Genomic DNA, 18229 nt, shown 5'->3' with positions numbered 1-18229 from the left:
GTCTGATGCCCTCACCCCGGCCCTCTCCCACAGGGAGAGGGAGAAAAAACGTAGGCCGGGTAAGCGCAGCGTCACCCGGCAAAAAACTTAGCTAAACCAGCTGCCGAACCACCCGTGGAATTTCATCATCACGAAATCCCACATCCGGCTGAAGAAGCCGCCCTCTTCCACCGCTTCCATTACAATCAGCGGACGCTGTTCAATCGACTTACCGTTTAGCTGGAAATCAATCGTCCCGACCACCTGGCCTTTTTTCAGCGGAGCCGTGAGCTGCGGGTCGGTCAGGGTATAGCTGGCCTTCAGGTTTTTCAGCTGACCGCGCGGAATGGTCACCGAGCCGCCTTCACCCGCCCCGAGATTGACTTCACTCTTGTCGCCAAACCAGACGCGCTGGCTGACGAAGGTGGCATCCGGTTTAATCGGCGTCACGGTTTCATAGAAGCGGAAGCCCCAGGTCAGCAGTTTTTCTGACTCATTAAAGCGAATACGGTCGGTTTTGGTGCCCAGCACCACCGAAATCAGGCGCATGTCGCCCTGGGTCGCGGAGGCCACCAGGTTATAGCCCGCGCCCGCCGTGGTGCCGGTCTTCATTCCGTCCACGTTAACATTGCTGCTCCACAGCAGGCGGTTGCGGTTCGGCTGGCGGATTTTATTGAAGGTAAACTCTTTCTCTTTATGGATGGCGTATTCATCCGGCACGTCGTGGATCAGCGCTTTCCCCAGCAGCGCCATGTCACGCGCGGTACTGAACTGTCCCGGCGAATCCAGACCGTGAACCGTTTTGAACGTGGTGTTGGTTAAGCCCAGTTTCTGCGCGTAGCCATTCATCAAGCCAATGAAAGAATCCTGGCTGCCGGCAACGTAATCGGCCAGCGCGATGCACGCATCATTTCCCGACTGAATAATTACCCCTTTGTTCAGATCGGAAACGGAGACCTGATCCCCCGGCTTCAGGAACATCACCGAAGAGCCCCGCAGCGCCGGGTTGCCGGTCGCCCAGGCATCCTTCCCGATGGTGACCATATCGTCCAGCTTGATCTTGCCCGCTTTCAACGCCTGGCCGACCACATAGCTGGTCATGATTTTGGTCAGGCTTGCCGGATCGAGTTTCTCATCCGCGTTGCCTTCCGCCAGCACTTTACCGCTGGAGTAGTCCATCAGGATCCAGGCGCGCGCATCCACAGGCGGCGCTTCGGGCACAGCCTGTTCAGCTGCGTAGAGCGTTGGTGCAAACAGGAAAAGGAGCGCAGAGCCTGTCGCAAGGCTGCGCAGAGAAGTCATTTTACGCGTCATAAATGCCACCCGAGTGTCCATTCAAAAATTACGTCACATCACCGTGTCGCAAGAAGCGATGAGTAATAGCGCACTAAAACGGTTAAAGAAACCCAACGAGGGTAAAGTTATTAAAGTTTATGCAATAACATTCAGATACGCTTTGATTCAGACGATTTTTTTGTCTTCTGTTGCGTAATTGTTAGGTTTATCTCACCATGGCGAAAGCTGACCCGGATTCACATCTCATCAGGAGTAAATATGATTACGCTATGGGGCAGGAACAACTCGACCAACGTTAAGAAAGTGCTCTGGACGCTCGAAGAGCTGGATTTACCGTTCAATCAAATCATGGCCGGCATGTCGTTCGGCGTGAACAAAGAGGCCGACTATCTGGCGATGAACCCGAACGGCCTGGTGCCGCTGCTGCGCGATGATGAAACCGACGCGACGCTTTGGGAATCCAACACCATTGTCCGTTACCTTGCTGCCCAGTACGGTCAGGGCCGCCTGTGGGTAGAGAGCCCGGCCCGTCGCGCCCAGGGCGAAAAGTGGATGGACTGGGCAAACCAGACGCTATCGCCAACCCACCGCGTGATCCTGATGGGGTTAGTCAGAACCCCTGAAGCCGAGCGCGACTACCCTGCCATTCATGCCGCTCAGGATGCGTGTGAAAACCTGTTTGCGATGATGGATGACGAACTGGCGAAGCACGCCTGGTTCTCCGGTGAGGCGTTCGGCGTGGGCGATATTGCCGTGGCGCCGTTCGTCTGGAACCTGACCAACCTCGGCCTGAAGTGGACGCCGCGCCCTCACCTTGAGCGCTGGCTAAAACAGCTGAGCGATCGCCCGGCGTACCGCAACGTGGTAATGATCCCGGTCACCTGATTACGCACCGGACGGGCTGACTTTTAACAGCTGCCCGTCCGTCTCGTCGGTCAGAACGTATAAATAGCCGTCCGGCGCCACCCGCACATCGCGAATACGTTTATCCCGATCGCCGAGAATTCGCCCGTCCTCCGTCACCTTATTGCCGTCCACGCTCAGCACGATAACGTCCTTTTCCTTCAGCGCGCCGATAAACAGCTTGTTTTTCCACTGCGGGAAAACGTCGCTGTTGTAGAACGCCATGCCGCTCACGGCGGGTGACACTTTCCAGACGAACAGCGGTTTTTCGGTTCCCTCAACGTGCTCGCCTTTGGCTTCCGGAATTTTCAGACCGCTGTAGTTAATGCCGTGCGTCGCCAGCGGCCAGCCGTAGTTCTTTCCTTTCTCCGGGATGTTGATCTCATCCCCGCCGCGCGGACCGTGCTCGTTCAGCCACAGCGCGTCGCTCCAGGGGTTCATCGCCATCCCCTGCGGGTTGCGAATGCCGTAAGACCAGATTTCGGGTCGCGCGCCGGGGGTATTCACAAACGGGTTATCCGGCGGCACTTTTCCGTCTTCGGTGAGGCGCACCACTTTACCCTGCAATTTATCCAGATCCTGCGCCGTCGGACGCTGGTTATTCTCGCCGAGTCCGATAAAGAGCGAGCCTTTGCCGTCGAATACCAGTCGCCCACCAAAATGGTTCCCGGTGGAGAGTTTCGGCATCTGGCGGAACACCACCTGGAAGGCTTCAATGCGCGTCAGATCGTCACTCAGTCGGCCATAGCCCACCGCCGTTCCGGCCTTGCCGTCACTCCCGGCTTCGGCGAAGCTCAGCCAGATGCGGCGTGATTTTTTAAAATCCGGGGCGAGGACCACGTCCAGCAATCCTCCCTGACCGTTTGCCCAGACCTTCGGCACGCCGACAATCGGATCGGACAGCCCTTTTCCGGCCTGCCAGCGTTTGAGCTGACCGCCCTTCAGGGTCACCAGCAGGCCTTTATTGTCCGGCAGAAACGCCAGAGACCAGGGATGATCGAGTTTGTTTTGCAGCACCTCGACCTTGACCGCCTCTGGGGCAGCAAGAAGCGAAAACGGAATGAACAGCGCAGGCAGGGAAATTAGCGAGGATCGAGGCATAACGCACTCCTTTATCGGCATATGGCATAAAGGTTAGCCACTGCATCCGGGCGCGTTACCACTTTTACAAAAGCTTAATCAGAAGGGGGAGTTGCCTCCCCCTGGGTCAGTGCTGTTCAAGCTTCTCGTGCTCGTTCAGGCACATGATGCATAGAGAGAGCGTGGTCAGGCAGTTTTCAAGCTTCTCCGCGTTAACAGCGATAAAATTCGGGCAGTCGTGGCGTCCGTTCATCAAACATACCCCAGCTATGGAGAGCACCTCAGCGGCGCGGCGCAGGGCGATCAGCTCACTTTCGCCGTATTTCGCCTTCAGGGTCGGTGCTTTTTCACGCATGAAATTGCAAAGTTCAAACAGGTTATCACGCAGATGTTCGCTTTCGCTGACTGACATATACCCTTTTGCCTTCCTCAACTGCAGGTACGCGGCCAGGTCGATTCGGGCGTTGATCAGCTTGTTAAGCAGATCGCGTTTTAGTCTGTCAACGGTCATGCTCTTTCCTCCTCTGTCAGCCATTGTGCATAATCAGGATAAGTACATTTTTTGTACAGTTTAATGCCTGGGATCAATTTTTATTAACTGATTAACATTATTTACAATGTTACAACGTCTGCCCGGCGCATCCGCCTTGCAAAGAGTGTATAAATCCCCCGCGATACGCTGTAAAATCCCGCCCTGATAACTCCATAATTGATGAATTTTTAACCTATGAGCAATGTTACGCACCAGCCGAAAATCGGCTTCGTCTCACTGGGTTGCCCGAAAAACCTCGTGGATTCCGAACGCATCCTGACCGAACTGCGCACCGAGGGCTATGACGTGGTGCCAAGCTACGACAACGCCGATATGGTGATCGTGAACACCTGCGGGTTTATCGACAGCGCGGTTCAGGAATCACTGGAAGCCATCGGTGAAGCCCTGACGGAAAACGGCAAAGTGATTGTTACCGGCTGTCTGGGCGCGAAAGAAGACCAGATCCGCGAAGTGCACCCGAAGGTGCTGGAGATCACCGGCCCGCACAGCTACGAGCAGGTGCTGGAACATGTTCATCACTACGTGCCAAAACCAAAGCACAACCCGTTCCTGAGCCTGGTGCCAGAGCAGGGCGTGAAGCTGACGCCGCGCCACTACGCTTACTTAAAAATTTCCGAAGGCTGCAACCATCGCTGCACCTTCTGCATCATCCCGTCCATGCGCGGCGATCTGGTGAGCCGTCCGATTGGTGAAGTGCTGGCGGAAGCTAAACGTCTGGCCGACGCGGGCGTGAAGGAACTGTTGGTCATCTCCCAGGACACCTCGGCTTACGGCGTGGACGTTAAACACCGCTCCGGTTTCCACAACGGCGAGCCGGTGAAAACCAGCATGGTAGGCCTGTGCGAACAGCTGTCTAAGCTCGGTATCTGGACGCGTCTACACTACGTCTATCCGTATCCGCACGTTGACGACGTGATCCCGCTGATGGCGGAAGGCAAAATTCTGCCGTACCTGGATATCCCGTTGCAGCACGCCAGCCCGCGTATCCTGAAGCTGATGAAGCGTCCTGGATCCGTTGATCGCCAGCTGGCGCGCATCAAGCAGTGGCGCGAGATCTGCCCGGATCTGACCCTGCGCTCCACCTTCATCGTCGGCTTCCCGGGTGAAACCGAAGAAGACTTCCAGATGCTGCTCGACTTCCTGAAAGAAGCGCGTCTGGACCGCGTAGGCTGCTTCAAGTACAGCCCGGTAGAAGGCGCAACCGCCAACGAGCTGGCGGACCAGGTGCCGGAAGAGGTGAAAGAAGAGCGCTGGAACCGCTTCATGCAGCTGCAGCAGCAGATCTCTGCCGAGCGTCTGCAGGAAAAAGTGGGCCGCGAGATCATGGTCATCGTTGACGAAGTGGACGAAGAAGGCGCGATTGGCCGCAGCATGGCGGACGCCCCGGAAATCGACGGCGCGGTGTACCTGAACGGCGAAACCAGCGTTAAGCCGGGTGATATTATTCGCGTGAAGGTTGAAAACGCGGACGAGTATGACCTGTGGGGTAGCCGGGTTTAATTACATTCCCCTCACCCCGGCCCTCTCCCCAAAGGGGCGAGGGGGAAAACCGCACCGAGCAGTCCCCTCTCCCCTCCGGGGAGAGGGTTAGGGTGAGGGGCAATAAACCTACCCCTTAATCCTCGGATCCAGCGCGTCGCGCAGCCCGTCCCCCAGCAGATTAAACGCCAGCACGGTCAGGAAAATAGCCAGACTCGGGAAGATCGCCACGTGTGGCGCAATCACCATATCCGCCCTCGCCTCGTTCAGCATCGCGCCCCACTCCGGCGTCGGAGGCTGCGCCCCTAGCCCCAGAAACGACAGGCTGGCCGCCGAGATAATCGACACGCCGATGCGCATGGTGAAATAGACCACGATGGACGACACCGTACCCGGCAGAATATGGCTGAACAGGATGGTGGCATCGCTGGCCCCCATGCTGCGCGCGGATTCGATAAACGTCTGCTGTTTCAGCACCAGCGTGTTGCCGCGCACCAGGCGCGCGAACGCCGGAATCGAAAAGACCGCGACCGCAATGATGACGTTCGCCATGCCGCTGCCCATGATCGCCACCACGGCAATCGCCAGCAGAATGCCGGGAAAAGCAAACAGCACGTCGCAGATGCGCATGATGATGCGGTCCCACCAGCCTTCGTAATACCCGGCAACGAGACCCAGCACGGTACCGATGGCCGCGCCAATCAGCACCGCGAACACCCCGGCGGCAAGCGAGATCTGCGCCCCGACCAGCACGCGGCTAAAGATATCGCGCCCGAGTGAGTCCACGCCGAACCAGTGAAGCATCGACGGTCCGTCGTTCAGACGATCGTAGTCAAAATAGTTTTCCGCATCAAACGGCGCCACCCACGGCGCAATCACCGCCACCGCAATCAGCAGCAGCACAAACAGCCCCGCGGTCATCGCGACCGGCTGACGGCGAAAACGCCGCCAGAATTCAGACCACGGGGTGCGGACGTGGTCCGGTTTTAGCCCCGGCATCGCGTTTAAAACGGCCTGACGTCGCCAGTTCAACAATCGCATCTTACTTGTACCTGATGGCCGGGTTAATGGCGGCGTAGAGCACGTCCACCACTAAGTTGATAAGAATAAACTCCAGCGAAAAAAGCAGGACTTCCGCCTGAATCACCGGGTAGTCGCGCATCTCGACGGAATCGACCAGCAGGCGTCCCAGCCCCGGCCAGTTGAAGACCTTTTCCACGACGATCGAGCCGCCGAGCAGGAAGCCAAACTGCAGCCCCATCATCGTCACTACCGGGATCATTGCATTGCGGAATCCGTGCTTGAGAATGACCCACTTCTCGCTGACCCCTTTCGCCCGCGCGGTGCGAATATAATCTTCGCTCAGCACGTCAACGAACGAGGCGCGGGTAAAGCGGGCCATTACCGCCGAAACGGCAGCCCCCAGCGTCATGGAAGGCAGGATGTAGTGCTTCCAGGTATCAGCCCCGACGGTCGGCAGCCAGCCCAGTTCGACGGAGAAGATCTGCATCAGCAGCATCCCCAGCGCGAACGCCGGGAAGGAGATGCCGGTCACCGCCAGCGCCATGCCGAGCTTGTCCGGCCAGCGGTTGCGCCAGACGGCCGCGATAATCCCGGCGCCAAGCCCGAACACGACCGCCCAGCTCATGCTGGCTATCGTTAACCAGAACGTCGGCATAAAGCGGCTGGCAATCTCCTCCGACACCGGACGGCGCGACACCATTGAGATACCAAAATCGCCCTGCAGAACGTTGCAAATATAATGGATGAACTGCATATACAGCGGCTGGTCGAGGCCAAGCTGCTTACGCACCAGGTCAATAACGGTGGCATCCGCCTCAGGCCCGGCGACCAGACGCGCCGGATCGCCCGGCAGCATATGGACAAACAAAAACACCAGGACCGCCACAATCAGCAGCGTCGGAATAAGCCCCAGCAGGCGTTTACAAACATAATTCAGCATGAGGTTTATTTTAAATCCGCATCGTCAAAGCTAAAGCCCGTGTCCGGCATGATGTAGAACCCCGTCAACGCTTTGTTATGGGCTGACACCAGTTTCTCCACCACCAGCGGCACCCACGGTGACTCTTTCCAGATAATATCCTGCGCGTCTTTATAGAGACGCGCCTTCTCTTCCGGTTTGGTGGTTTTCAGGGCATCGGCAAGGTCTTTGTCCACCTGCGGGTTGCTGTAAAACGCGGTGTTGAACAGGGTTGGCGGCCAGTTTTGCGAGGCAAACAGCGGCGACAGCGCCCAGTCGGCCTCACCGGTCGAGGCCGTCCAGCCGGTGTAGAACATCCGCACGCCGCTCTCTTTCTGCCCTTTCCCTTCCACTTCTGCCGCACGCTGTCCCGCATCCATTGCGGTGACCTGTACCTTGATCCCCACCTGCGCCAGCTGCTGCTGGGTAAATTGCAGCACCTTCTGGGCGGTACTGTGATTATGCGAGGACCACAGCGTGGTGCTGAAACCGTTCGGGAAGCCCGCCTCTTTCAGCAGCTCGCGCGCTTTAGCCGGATCGTACGGCCACGGCTGATAGCTTTGCGCATAGGCGATCGCCGGCGGCAGCACGCCGGTGGCCGGAGTGGCATAGCCGGCAAAAGCGACCTTCACCAGCGCCTGACGGTTAATGGCGTAGTTGATGGCTTCACGCACCTTCGGGTTATCGAACGGCTTTTGCGTGACGTTCATGCTGATGTAGCGCTGCATGATCGACGGGCTGGCGACCAGCTCCAGCTTGCTGTTTTTCTGCAAAATGGCGGCCTGCTCGTAAGGGATCGGGAAGGCAAACTGCGCCTCGCCGGTTTGCAGCATCGCCGCGCGGGTGTTGTTGTCCACCACCGGGCGCCAGGTGATGGTGTCGAGCTTCGGCAGCCCCTGCTGCCAGTATCCCGCGAATTTCTTCACCTTCACAAAATCGGTCTGGTTCCAGGTGAGCAGTTCGTAAGGGCCGGTGCCAACAGGGTGGAAGCCGATCTCCTTGCCGTATTTTTTCAGCGCGGCAGGGGAAATCATCGCCGTTGCCGGATGCGCCAGGATATTGATAAACGCGGAGAACGGCTCTTTCAGGGTGATTTTGACCGTCGCCGGGTCGACCACCTCGGTGCTGGCGATATTTTTATACAGGTTATAGCGCTTGAGGCTATTTTCCGGATTGCTGGCGCGGTCCAGGTTAACCTTCACCGCCTCCGCATTGAAGTCTGTCCCGTCCTGGAACTTCACGCCGGTCCTGAGTTTGATGGTATACACCAGCCCGTCGTCGGACACGGTATACCCCTCCGCCAGCACGTTTTTGAGCTTCATCTCTTTATCGAGGCCAAACAGGCCCTGATAGAACGATTTCGCCACCGCCTGAGAGAGCGTGTCGTTGGCGTCATACGGATCGAGCGTGGTGAAATTGGAGCCGACGGCGACCACCACGTCTTTGGCAGCGAACGCGGGGGCAGCGGCCAGGGCTGCCGTCACGCTCGCGGCTAACAACCATCTACGCGCTACAAATGTAACCATTGTGTTCTCCTGCCTGTTGTAAGTTATAACCGCGAAAAAGCGTTGTCCTGACGCGGGGGAGCGACGAAATGACCCGGCCCGACCTCGCGCAGCGTCACGCGCTCCACGGCCTCGCCGCGTTTATGAATATTGCTCGGCATTTCATCCTGCAGCAGCACGCGCTGGCCGTGACGATGCGCCGGATCGGCTACCGGGACCGCCGCGATAAGCTTGCGGGTGTACGGGTGCTGCGGGTTTTCAAACACCGCCCTTCGCGGCCCAATCTCCACGATCTGCCCCATAAACATCACCGCCACGCGATGGCTGATGCGCTCGACCACGGCCATATCGTGCGAGATAAACAGGAAGGCGATGCCCATATCCCGCTGTAAATCCAGCAGTAAGTTGATGATTTGCGCCCGGATAGAGACATCCAGCGCCGAGACGGACTCATCGGCAATCACCACTTTCGGGTTCAGCGCCAGCGCGCGGGCGATGCAGATACGCTGCCGCTGTCCGCCGGAAAACTCGTGCGGATAACGCCATGCGTGCTCCGGCTTCAGGCCGACGCGCTCCAGCAGCCAGGCCACGCGACGCTGGGCCGCTTCGCCGTCGAGCAGGTTATGTACCCGCAGCGGCTCCATGATCGAATACCCCACCGTATGGCGCGGATCGAGGGAGGCATACGGGTCCTGGAAAATAAACTGAATATCCCGCCGCACCGCCTGCAGCTTGCTGTCCGGAAGGGTATCAATGCGCTCGCCGTTAAAGGTAATGCTGCCTTCCTGTGATTCCACCAGACGGAGCAACGCGCGTCCGGTGGTGGATTTACCGCAGCCGGACTCCCCCACCAGCGCCAGCGTTTCGCCCGGCCAGAGATCGAAACTGACGTTTTCCACCGCGTGCACTTCGCGCTTAACGCGGTTCAGTACGCCGCTGCGCAGCGGAAAACGGGTGACCAGATCGCGCACTTCCAGAATGGGCTTACCCGGCACCACGGTGTCCTGCTCGCGCTCCTCCTCCTGTAGCTCAGACGCCTCAAGAGAAATCAGCGGGAAGCGGCGCGGCAAATCGCTGCCGTTCATCGCCCCCAGGCGCGGAACCGCCGCCAGCAGCGCTTTGGTGTAAGGATGCGCGGGCGCGTGAAAAATCTGCTCAACCGGGCCGGTTTCCACCGCGCTGCCCTTGTGCATCACCAGCACCCGATCGGCGATATCGGCGACTACGCCCATATCGTGGGTGATGAATATCACCCCCATCTCCATCTCCTGCTGCAGCACTTTGATGAGCTGCAGGATCTGCGCCTGAATCGTCACGTCCAGCGCCGTCGTCGGTTCATCGGCAATCAGCACCGCCGGACGGCAGGAGAGCGCCATGGCAATCATCACCCGCTGGCGCATGCCGCCGGAAAGCTGATGCGGGTAGCGACCCAGAATGGCCTGCGCCTCCGGGATGCGCACCAGTTCCAGCATCCGTCGGGCCTCTTTGAGCGCTTCATCGCCGCTCAGCCCCTGATGCAGGCGGATGGACTCGGCGATTTGTTCCCCGACCGGGAAAACCGGGTTCAGGGAGGTCATCGGCTCCTGGAAGATCATCGCAATATCCGCCCCGCGCACGCCCTGCATCTGCGAACCGCTTAGCTCATTTAAATCAATGACCTGACGGTTACGGCGGCGCAGGAGCATTTTCTCGCTGCTGATTTGCCCGCCCGTCTGTTCCAGCAGGCGCATCAGCGCCAGCGCGGTGACCGATTTACCGGAACCAGATTCGCCAACTATCGCCAGCGTCTCGCCGCGCCTGAGCGTGAACGATAAATTCTCTACTGCGGGGATGAACTGCCGCTCTTCCTGAAACGCAATATTGAGCTGATGGACAGCCAGCACTTCGCGGTTGTCCAGTTCTTCACTGTGCGGCACGCGCTGCCCCCTTATTCACGATAGATGCCCGTGCTCGGCTCATCACCGGCATAACCCCAGGCGCGGTACATACCTTCGCTGTTGAATGGCAGAGCCACGTTGCCCTCACGATCCACCGCAATGAGCCCGCCAACGCCGCCCAGGGCGGGCAGTTTCTCCATCACCACGCGCTCGCAGGCTTCGCTGAGGCTTAAACCGCCGTAATCCATCAGCGCGGTGATGTCGTAGGCCGCGAGGGCGCGGATAAACACTTCCCCGGTGCCGGTACACGACACCGCCGCCGTCGCGTTATTGGCGTAGCAGCCGGCGCCCGGCAGCGGGCTATCGCCGACGCGCCCGGGCAGCTTGTTGGTCATCCCGCCCGTTGAGGTCGCCGCCGCGAGGTTTCCGGCCTTATCCAGCGCCACCGCGCCGACCGTGCCCATTTTGGTGGTTTCATCAAGCGGCGCTGTATGGTCAAGCTGCGTCATGCCCGCCGAACGGGCTTCCAGCAGCTGCTGATAGCGCTCCTCCGTGGAAAACAGATCCGGCGATACCGGTTCCATTCCGTGCCCGAAGGCAAACGCCTCTGCCCCGGCCCCTGTGAGCAGGACGTGCGGACTCGCCTCCATCACCAGACGCGCCGCCAGCACCGGATTGCGCAGATGACTCACGCCCGCCACGGCGCCCGCTTTCAGGGTGACGCCGTCCATCACGCAGGCATCCAGCTCGTGCGTTTCATCCCGGGTAAAGACCGAACCGATCCCCGCATTAAATAACGGACATTCTTCCAGCAGGCGCACCGCCTCGGTGACCACGTCCAGCGCGCTTTCGCCCGCTTCCAGCATTTTCTGACCCGTTTCCACAATGGCGTACAGCGCGTCGATATAGCGCTTTTCCTGCTCGGGACTGAGCTGTGCTCGGGTGATTGCCCCGGCGCCACCATGAATTGCGATTACCGCATTAACCATTCGCATCACCCGTTAGCCTGATTTGCGGCTTTTTCTATAAATATCATTATCGTCGATGAAACTTCAGATGATTTTTGAATATAGAAAGACGTAACTGTGATGTAAAGCGTACACCCATCGGGTCATACAGTTAGCCGCACTTTTCTGCCATAATGGCCGCTTTCGTTGTTACTCCGCAGGAGCCCACCATGGATTTTACCGCCGGACTGATGCCGCTTGAGACGGCACTCACGCAGATGCTTGACCGAGTTTCCCCGCTGCATGACGTTGAGACGCTGCCCCTCGTGCGCTGTTTTGGCCGTATTGCCGCGCGCGATATCGTCTCTCCGCTTAACGTGCCGGGGTTTGATAATTCCGCGATGGACGGTTACGCGGTACGCCTGGCGGATCTCCAGACGGGTAACGCCCTGCCGGTGGCGGGTAAAGCCTTTGCGGGCCAGCCGTTTAACGGTGAATGGCCTGCGGGCACCTGCGTGCGCATCATGACCGGCGCGCCGGTTCCGGCTGGCTGCGACGCCGTGGTAATGCAGGAAGAGACCGAACAGACCGACGACGGCGTGCGTTTTACCGCGAACGTCAAAGCGGGCCAGAACATCCGCCGCACGGGCGAAGATATCACCCTTGGCGCGACGGTCTTTTCTGCCGGGCAGAAGCTGACGGTAGCGGAGCTGCCGGTGCTGGCGTCGCTCGGCATCGCGGACATTGAGGTGATCCGCAAGGTTCGCGTCGCCGTCTTTTCCACCGGCGACGAGCTGCAGCTTCCGGGCCAGCCGCTGCAGGACGGCCAGATTTACGATACCAACCGCCTGGCGGTACACCTGATGCTGGAGCAGCTGGGCTGCGAGGTCATTAACCTCGGCATTATTCCTGACGATCCGGAAAAACTGCGCGCCGCGTTTATCGAGGCAGATAACGCTGCCGACGTGGTTATCAGCTCCGGCGGCGTCTCCGTGGGCGAAGCGGATTACACCAAAACCATCCTCGAAGAGCTGGGGGAAATCGCCTTCTGGAAGCTGGCCATCAAGCCGGGAAAACCGTTCGCGTTTGGCAAGCTCCAGCACAGCTGGTTCTGCGGCCTGCCGGGTAATCCGGTCTCGGCGGCACTCACCTTCTACCAGCTGGTGATCCCGCTGCTGGCGAAGCTTTCCGGCAACAGCGCCAGCCCGCTGCCGGAACGCCAGCGCGTGCGCGCTTCCACGCGCCTGAAAAAATCGCCGGGCCGCCTCGATTTCCAGCGCGGCATCCTGGCGCGCAACGCGGACGGCGAGCTGGAAGTGAGCACCACCGGGCACCAGGGCTCACACATTTTCAGCTCCTTCAGCCAGGGCAACTGCTTTATCGTCCTGGAGCGCGAGCGCGGCAATGTGGAAGCAGGCGAGTGGGTTGAGATCGAGCGTTTTAACCACCTGTTCGGAGGCTGACATGACGGTGGAGCTGAGCGACCCGGAGATGATGCGCTACAACCGCCAGATTGTGCTGCGCGGGTTTGATTTCGAAGGCCAGGAAGCGCTTAAGGCAGCAAGCGTGCTGGTTGTCGGTCTGGGCGGTCTGGGCTGCGCCGCCGCGCAGTATCTTGCCGCGGCGGGCGTGGGCAGAATGACGCTGCTGGATTTTGATACCGTGTCGGTGTCAAATCTCCAGCGCCAGACGCTGCACAGCGACGCGACGGTTGGCCAGCCGAAGGTGGACTCTGCCCGCACGGCGCTGGTGCGCATCAACCCCAACGTTCAGTTCACCCTGATTGACGCGATGCTGGATGACGAGGCGCTGTCCGCGCAGATTGCACAGCACGACCTGGTGCTGGACTGCACCGATAACGTCACCGTCCGTAACCAGCTGAACGCAGGCTGCTTTGCCCACAAAATCCCGCTGGTTTCCGGCGCGGCGATCCGCATGGAGGGGCAAATCAGCGTCTTCACGTACGGGGAAGGCGAACCCTGCTACCGCTGCCTGAGCCGTCTGTTCGCCGAGAACGCCCTGACCTGCGTTGAGGCGGGCGTGATGGCGCCGCTGGTCGGCGTGATTGGCTCCCTGCAGGCGATGGAAGCGATCAAAGTGCTGGCGCGCTACGGCACGCCTGCCGCGGGGAAAATCGTGATGTATGACGCGATGACCTGCCAGTTCCGCGAGATGAAGCTGATGCGTAACCCGGAGTGTGAGGTTTGCGGAGGTTAAAGCAAACGGCAACCTTCAGGTTGCCGTTTTAGTGTGTGCTCCCTCTCCCTGTGGGAGAGGGTTGGGGTGAGGGCATCAGGCCGCACCCGTCAGATCGACATCCGTCCAAACGCGCCCTGCCAGTCCTGCTCAAACTTCACAATCGCCGCATCCACGGCCGGAGAAGTAATAAACTGCTGCGCCACGTCCAGCGGCAGCGTGATGGACTCGCAGCCCGCCAGCAGGCAGTCCAGCGCCTGACGCGGCGTTTTGAAGCTCGCGGCCAGCACCTTTGACTGCGGGGCGTGCAATGTCAGCAGCTGTTGCAGTTCAACCACGGTCTGGATCCCGTCCCCGCCCTGCGCGTCCAGGCGGTTAACGTAAGGCGCTACATACTCCGCCCCCGCCAGCGCGGAGAGCATCCCCTGCGCAGCACCGTAAACCGCCGTACCCAGCGTCGGGATCCCTTCCGCTTTCAGCATCTTGATTGCCGCCAGTCCTTCTGCGGTCACCGGCACTTTCACCACCAGATCGTTAATGATGGCGCGCAGCTTGCGCGCGTCCTCCACCATCCCTTCAGCGGTGGTCGCCATCACCTGGGAGAAAAGACGGCCTTTGCCGCCCAGCGCGTCGTGCAGCGCTGGCAGCAAAACGTCCAGCGGCGTTTTACCTGCCGCCACAATGCTTGGGTTGGTGGTCACGCCCGCCAGCGGGAAGATACGCGCCAGCTTTTTGACTGCCGCAACGTCAGATGTGTCGAGATAAAGTTCCATGATGTCACCCTCAAATTTAGCCTGCACTTACCCTATCACGACAAAACCTGCTCAGTAGTTGACCTGCATCAAGATAACTTTCATTCGAAAGTAATTTAATCTTCATATGCAATACGAGAGGCGAAATCATGATCTTCAATATTCAGCGTTACTCTACCCACGATGGCCCCGGTATTAGAACCGTGGTGTTCCTGAAAGGCTGCTCGCTGGGCTGTCGCTGGTGCCAGAACCCGGAAAGCCGCTCCCGCAGCCGGGACGTGCTGTTTGATGCGCGCCTGTGCCTGGACGGTTGTGACCTGTGCCAGCAGGCGGCACCGGGCTGTATCGAACGCGCGCTGAATGGCCTGGTTATCCACCGCGAGAAGCTTGATGAAGCGACGCTCAACGCCCTTAGTGACTGCTGCCCGACGCAGGCGCTGACCGTCTGCGGTGAAGAGCAGCAGGTCGAGGAGATCATGGCGACCGTACTGCGCGATAAACCCTTTTACGACCGCAGCGGCGGCGGGATCACCCTCTCCGGCGGCGAGCCGTTTATGAACCCTGAGCTGGCGCACGCCCTGTTTAAAGCCAGCCACGAACAGGGGATCCACACCGCCGTCGAAACCTGCCTTCACGTGCCGTGGCACTATATCGAGCCGTCATTACCGTACGTCGATCTGTTCCTCGCCGACCTGAAGCACGTCGACGGTGAGGTGTTCAAACAGTGGACGGACGGCTCGGCTAAGCGAATCCTGGACAACCTGAAACGCCTTGCCGTCGCCGGAAAAAAAATCACCATCCGCGTGCCGCTAATCCAGGGCTTTAATGCTGACGAAGCGTCCATCACCGCCATTACCAACTTCGCCGCCGACGAGCTCGGCGTCGACGATATTCATTTTCTGCCGTATCACACGCTGGGCATGAACAAATACACCCTGCTCGGCCAAGCCTACTCTGCCCCTGACAAACCGCTGGATAACCCTGCCCTGCTGGATTTCGCGCAGCAATACGCCTGCCAGAAAGGGTTAACCGCGACCTTACGAGGATAAACCTATGACAACCCTGAATCTCAACACCCTCAGCGAGCGCATTAAAGCGCACAAAACGGCGCTGGTGCATATCGTTAAGCCGCCGGTCTGTACCGAGCGCGCCCAGCATTACACCGAAATGTACCAGCAGCACATGGACAAGCCGATCCCGGTACGCCGCGCTCTGGCGCTGGCGCATCACCTGGCCGAGCGTACCATCTGGATCAAACACGACGAGCTGATTATCGGTAACCAGGCAAGCGAAGTGCGCGCCGCGCCGATTTTCCCGGAATACACCGTCTCCTGGATTGAGAAAGAGATCGACGATCTGGCGGACCGCCCGGGCGCGGGCTTTGCGGTGAGCGAAGAGAACAAGCGCGTGCTGCACGACATCTGCCCGTGGTGGCGCGGCCAGACGGTGCAGGACCGCTGCTACGGCATGTTCACCGACGAGCAAAAAGGCCTGCTGGAAACCGGCATTATCAAAGCCGAAGGCAACATGACCTCCGGCGACGCGCACCTGGCCGTTAACTTCCCGCTGGTGCTGGAGAAAGGCCTCGACGGCCTGCGCGCTAAGGTGGCGGAACGCCGCTCGCGCATCAACCTGACGGTGCTGGAAGACCTGCACGGCGACCAGTTCCTGAAGGCGATCGATATCGTGCTGGAAGCCGTAAGCCTGCACATCAAACGCTTTGCCAATCTGGCGCGTGAAATGGCGTCCACAGAAACCCGCGAAAGCCGCCGCGACGAGCTGCTGGCGATGGCGGAAAACTGCGACATCATTGCCCACGAGCCGCCAAAAACCTTCTGGCAGGCGCTGCAGCTGTGCTACTTCATTCAGCTGATCCTGCAGATTGAGTCAAACGGCCATTCCGTCTCCTTCGCGCGTATGGACCAGTATCTCTATCCGTACTACCGCCGCGACGTCGAGTTAAACCAGAGCCTCGACCGCGAGCACGCTATCGAGCTGCTGCACAGCTGCTGGCTGAAGCTGCTGGAAGTGAACAAAATCCGCTCCGGCTCGCACTCCAAGGCTTCCGCCGGTAGCCCGCTGTACCAGAACGTCACCATCGGCGGCCAGAAGCTGGTCAACGGTGAGCCGATGGACGCGGTGAACCCGCTCTCCTACGCGATTCTGGAGTCCTGCGGCCGCCTGCGCTCCACCCAGCCAAACCTGAGCGTGCGCTACCACGCGGGCATGAGCAATGACTTCCTCGACGCCTGCGTGCAGGTGATCCGCTGCGGCTTCGGGATGCCCGCGTTCAACAACGATGAAATCGTCATTCCGGAATTCATCAAGCTCGGCGTTGAACGAGACGACGCCTACGACTACGCGGCCATCGGCTGTATCGAAACCGCGGTGGGCGGCAAGTGGGGCTACCGCTGCACCGGCATGAGCTTTATCAACTTCGCCCGCGTGATGCTGGCCGCGCTGGAAGGCGGGCGCGACGCCACCAGCGGCAAGGTGTTCCTGCCGCAGGAGAAAGCGCTCTCCGCCGGTAACTTCGACAACTTCGACGAAGTGATGGCGGCGTGGGACAGCCAGATCCGCTACTACACCCGCAAATCTATCGAGATTGAGTACGTGGTGGATACCATGCTGGAAGAGAATGTCCACGACATTCTCTGCTCGGCGCTGGTGGATGACTGCATCGAACGTGCGAAAAGCATCAAGCAGGGCGGCGCGAAGTATGACTGGGTCTCCGGCCTGCAGGTGGGCATCGCCAACCTCGGCAACAGCCTGGCTGCGGTGAAGAAGCTGGTGTTCGAACAGGGCACTATTGGTCAGCAGCAGCTGGCGGCGGCGCTGGCGGATGACTTCGACGGGCTGACCCACGAGCAGCTGCGTCAGCGCCTGATCAACGGCGCGCCGAAGTACGGCAACGACGACGACAGCGTGGACATGCTGCTGACGCGCGCCTATCAGACCTACATCGAAGAGCTGAAGCAGTACCACAACCCGCGCTACGGTCGCGGCCCGATTGGCGGTAACTACTACGCGGGCACCTCTTCCATTTCCGCGAACGTGCCGTTTGGCGCGGCAACGATGGCCACCCCGGACGGACGTAAGGCGCACACCCCGCTGGCGGAAGGAGCAAGCCCGGCCTCCGGTACGGACCACCTCGGCCCGACGGCGGTAATTGGCTCGGTGGGTAAACTGCCGACGGAAGCGATTCTCGGCGGCGTGCTGCTGAACCAGAAGCTGAACCCGTCGACGCTGGAAAACGACAGCGATCGCCAGAAGCTGATGGTGCTGCTGCGCACCTTCTTCGAGGTGCATAAAGGCTGGCATATCCAGTACAACATCGTCTCGCGCGAAACGCTGCTGGAAGCGAAGAAACATCCTGACCAGTATCGTGACCTGGTGGTGCGCGTGGCGGGCTACTCGGCGTTCTTCACCGCCCTGTCGCCGGACGCGCAGGACGATATTATCGCCCGTACTGAGCACACGCTGTAACGGCATATCCTCTCACTCCTGGTGGTGAGGGGATATGCGCACGCTGATGCCCTCACCCCGGCCCTCTCCCACGGGGATAGGGAGAAAACACTAAAAACGGCAACCTCGGTTGCCGTTTTGCTTTTACTTTCGAATGAAATTAAATTTGTGCTCCCCGTCACCTTGTTATTAGAATGTTTCAAAACGCAGTGACCC

The 18229-nt window shown here is 59.4% G+C and carries 15 protein-coding genes; 6 read left to right on the top strand and 9 right to left on the bottom strand.

Annotated features, from left to right (window positions below):
• Positions 1–87: 87 nt before the first annotated feature.
• Entirely contained in the window at positions 88–1293 is a 1206-nt protein-coding gene (gene dacC / locus ACWKXN_RS01415) for a serine-type D-Ala-D-Ala carboxypeptidase (protein ID WP_454543218.1), read from the bottom strand.
• Between the two features lie 240 nt (positions 1294–1533).
• Here dacC and ACWKXN_RS01410 point away from each other — a divergent pair, with 240 nt between their 5' ends.
• Positions 1534–2160 carry a glutathione S-transferase family protein gene (locus tag ACWKXN_RS01410; protein WP_039261465.1) on the top strand — a complete coding sequence of 209 codons (627 nt, stop codon included), beginning with the start codon at positions 1534–1536 and terminating at the stop codon, positions 2158–2160.
• Here the strand turns inward: ACWKXN_RS01410 and ACWKXN_RS01405 are convergent, their stop codons facing one another.
• Together ACWKXN_RS01405 and bssR are read right to left on the bottom strand one after the other, a co-directional pair.
• Positions 2161–3279, bottom strand: coding sequence for a PQQ-dependent sugar dehydrogenase (locus ACWKXN_RS01405; RefSeq protein WP_454543217.1), 1119 nt, complete (start codon positions 3277–3279; stop codon positions 2161–2163).
• 106 nt (positions 3280–3385) lie between these two features.
• Entirely contained in the window at positions 3386–3769 is a 384-nt protein-coding gene (gene bssR / locus ACWKXN_RS01400) for a biofilm formation regulator BssR (RefSeq protein WP_023310914.1), read from the bottom strand.
• A gap of 216 nt (positions 3770–3985) precedes the next feature.
• Between bssR and rimO the strand changes: the two genes are divergently transcribed.
• Positions 3986–5311, top strand: a complete 1326-nt coding sequence (rimO, locus tag ACWKXN_RS01395) for a 30S ribosomal protein S12 methylthiotransferase RimO (protein WP_058841665.1) — start codon at positions 3986–3988, stop codon at positions 5309–5311.
• Between the two features lie 108 nt (positions 5312–5419).
• Here rimO and gsiD read toward each other — a convergent pair whose 3' ends face one another.
• Genes gsiD through iaaA form a run of 5 tightly spaced genes read right to left on the bottom strand, consistent with a single transcriptional unit; the run spans position 5420 to position 11642 of the window.
• Positions 5420–6331, bottom strand: coding sequence for a glutathione ABC transporter permease GsiD (gene gsiD / locus ACWKXN_RS01390; protein ID WP_024908682.1), 912 nt, complete (start codon positions 6329–6331; stop codon positions 5420–5422).
• A 1-nt stretch (position 6332) separates the two neighbouring features.
• Positions 6333–7253, bottom strand: coding sequence for a glutathione ABC transporter permease GsiC (gsiC, locus tag ACWKXN_RS01385; protein ID WP_023310911.1), 921 nt, complete (start codon positions 7251–7253; stop codon positions 6333–6335).
• Positions 7254–7258: 5 nt separating this feature from the next.
• Positions 7259–8797 carry a glutathione ABC transporter substrate-binding protein GsiB gene (gsiB, locus tag ACWKXN_RS01380; RefSeq protein WP_033145024.1) on the bottom strand — a complete coding sequence of 513 codons (1539 nt, stop codon included), beginning with the start codon at positions 8795–8797 and terminating at the stop codon, positions 7259–7261.
• 23 nt (positions 8798–8820) lie between these two features.
• Complete coding sequence (gene gsiA / locus ACWKXN_RS01375) at positions 8821–10692, bottom strand: glutathione ABC transporter ATP-binding protein GsiA (RefSeq protein ID WP_033145023.1); 1872 nt, start codon at positions 10690–10692, stop codon at positions 8821–8823.
• An 11-nt stretch (positions 10693–10703) separates the two neighbouring features.
• Positions 10704–11642, bottom strand: coding sequence for a beta-aspartyl-peptidase (gene iaaA / locus ACWKXN_RS01370; protein WP_033145022.1), 939 nt, complete (start codon positions 11640–11642; stop codon positions 10704–10706).
• A gap of 188 nt (positions 11643–11830) precedes the next feature.
• Here iaaA and moeA point away from each other — a divergent pair, with 188 nt between their 5' ends.
• The gene (moeA, locus tag ACWKXN_RS01365; protein WP_454543216.1) at positions 11831–13063 is read left to right on the top strand and encodes a molybdopterin molybdotransferase MoeA; all 1233 of its coding nucleotides are present in this window, start codon (positions 11831–11833) and stop codon (positions 13061–13063) included.
• A gap of 1 nt (position 13064) precedes the next feature.
• Positions 13065–13817 carry a molybdopterin-synthase adenylyltransferase MoeB gene (moeB, locus tag ACWKXN_RS01360; protein WP_454543215.1) on the top strand — a complete coding sequence of 251 codons (753 nt, stop codon included), beginning with the start codon at positions 13065–13067 and terminating at the stop codon, positions 13815–13817.
• A gap of 89 nt (positions 13818–13906) precedes the next feature.
• On the opposite strand, the gene fsa is transcribed toward moeB, so the two are convergent.
• Positions 13907–14569: a fructose-6-phosphate aldolase gene (gene fsa, locus ACWKXN_RS01355; protein WP_454543214.1), complete on the bottom strand. Its 663-nt coding sequence runs from the start codon at positions 14567–14569 to the stop codon at positions 13907–13909.
• A 128-nt stretch (positions 14570–14697) separates the two neighbouring features.
• On the opposite strand from fsa, the gene ACWKXN_RS01350 reads away from it, so the two are divergent.
• Positions 14698–15597: a glycyl-radical enzyme activating protein gene (locus ACWKXN_RS01350; RefSeq protein ID WP_454543213.1), complete on the top strand. Its 900-nt coding sequence runs from the start codon at positions 14698–14700 to the stop codon at positions 15595–15597.
• A gap of 4 nt (positions 15598–15601) precedes the next feature.
• The gene (locus tag ACWKXN_RS01345; protein WP_454543212.1) at positions 15602–18034 is read left to right on the top strand and encodes a formate C-acetyltransferase/glycerol dehydratase family glycyl radical enzyme; all 2433 of its coding nucleotides are present in this window, start codon (positions 15602–15604) and stop codon (positions 18032–18034) included.
• The last annotated feature ends 195 nt before the right edge of the window (positions 18035–18229 follow it).

It is taken from the genome of Enterobacter sp. UPMP2060 (genome assembly GCF_053709655.1).
This window is presented reverse-complemented; position numbering and strand designations above follow the sequence as displayed.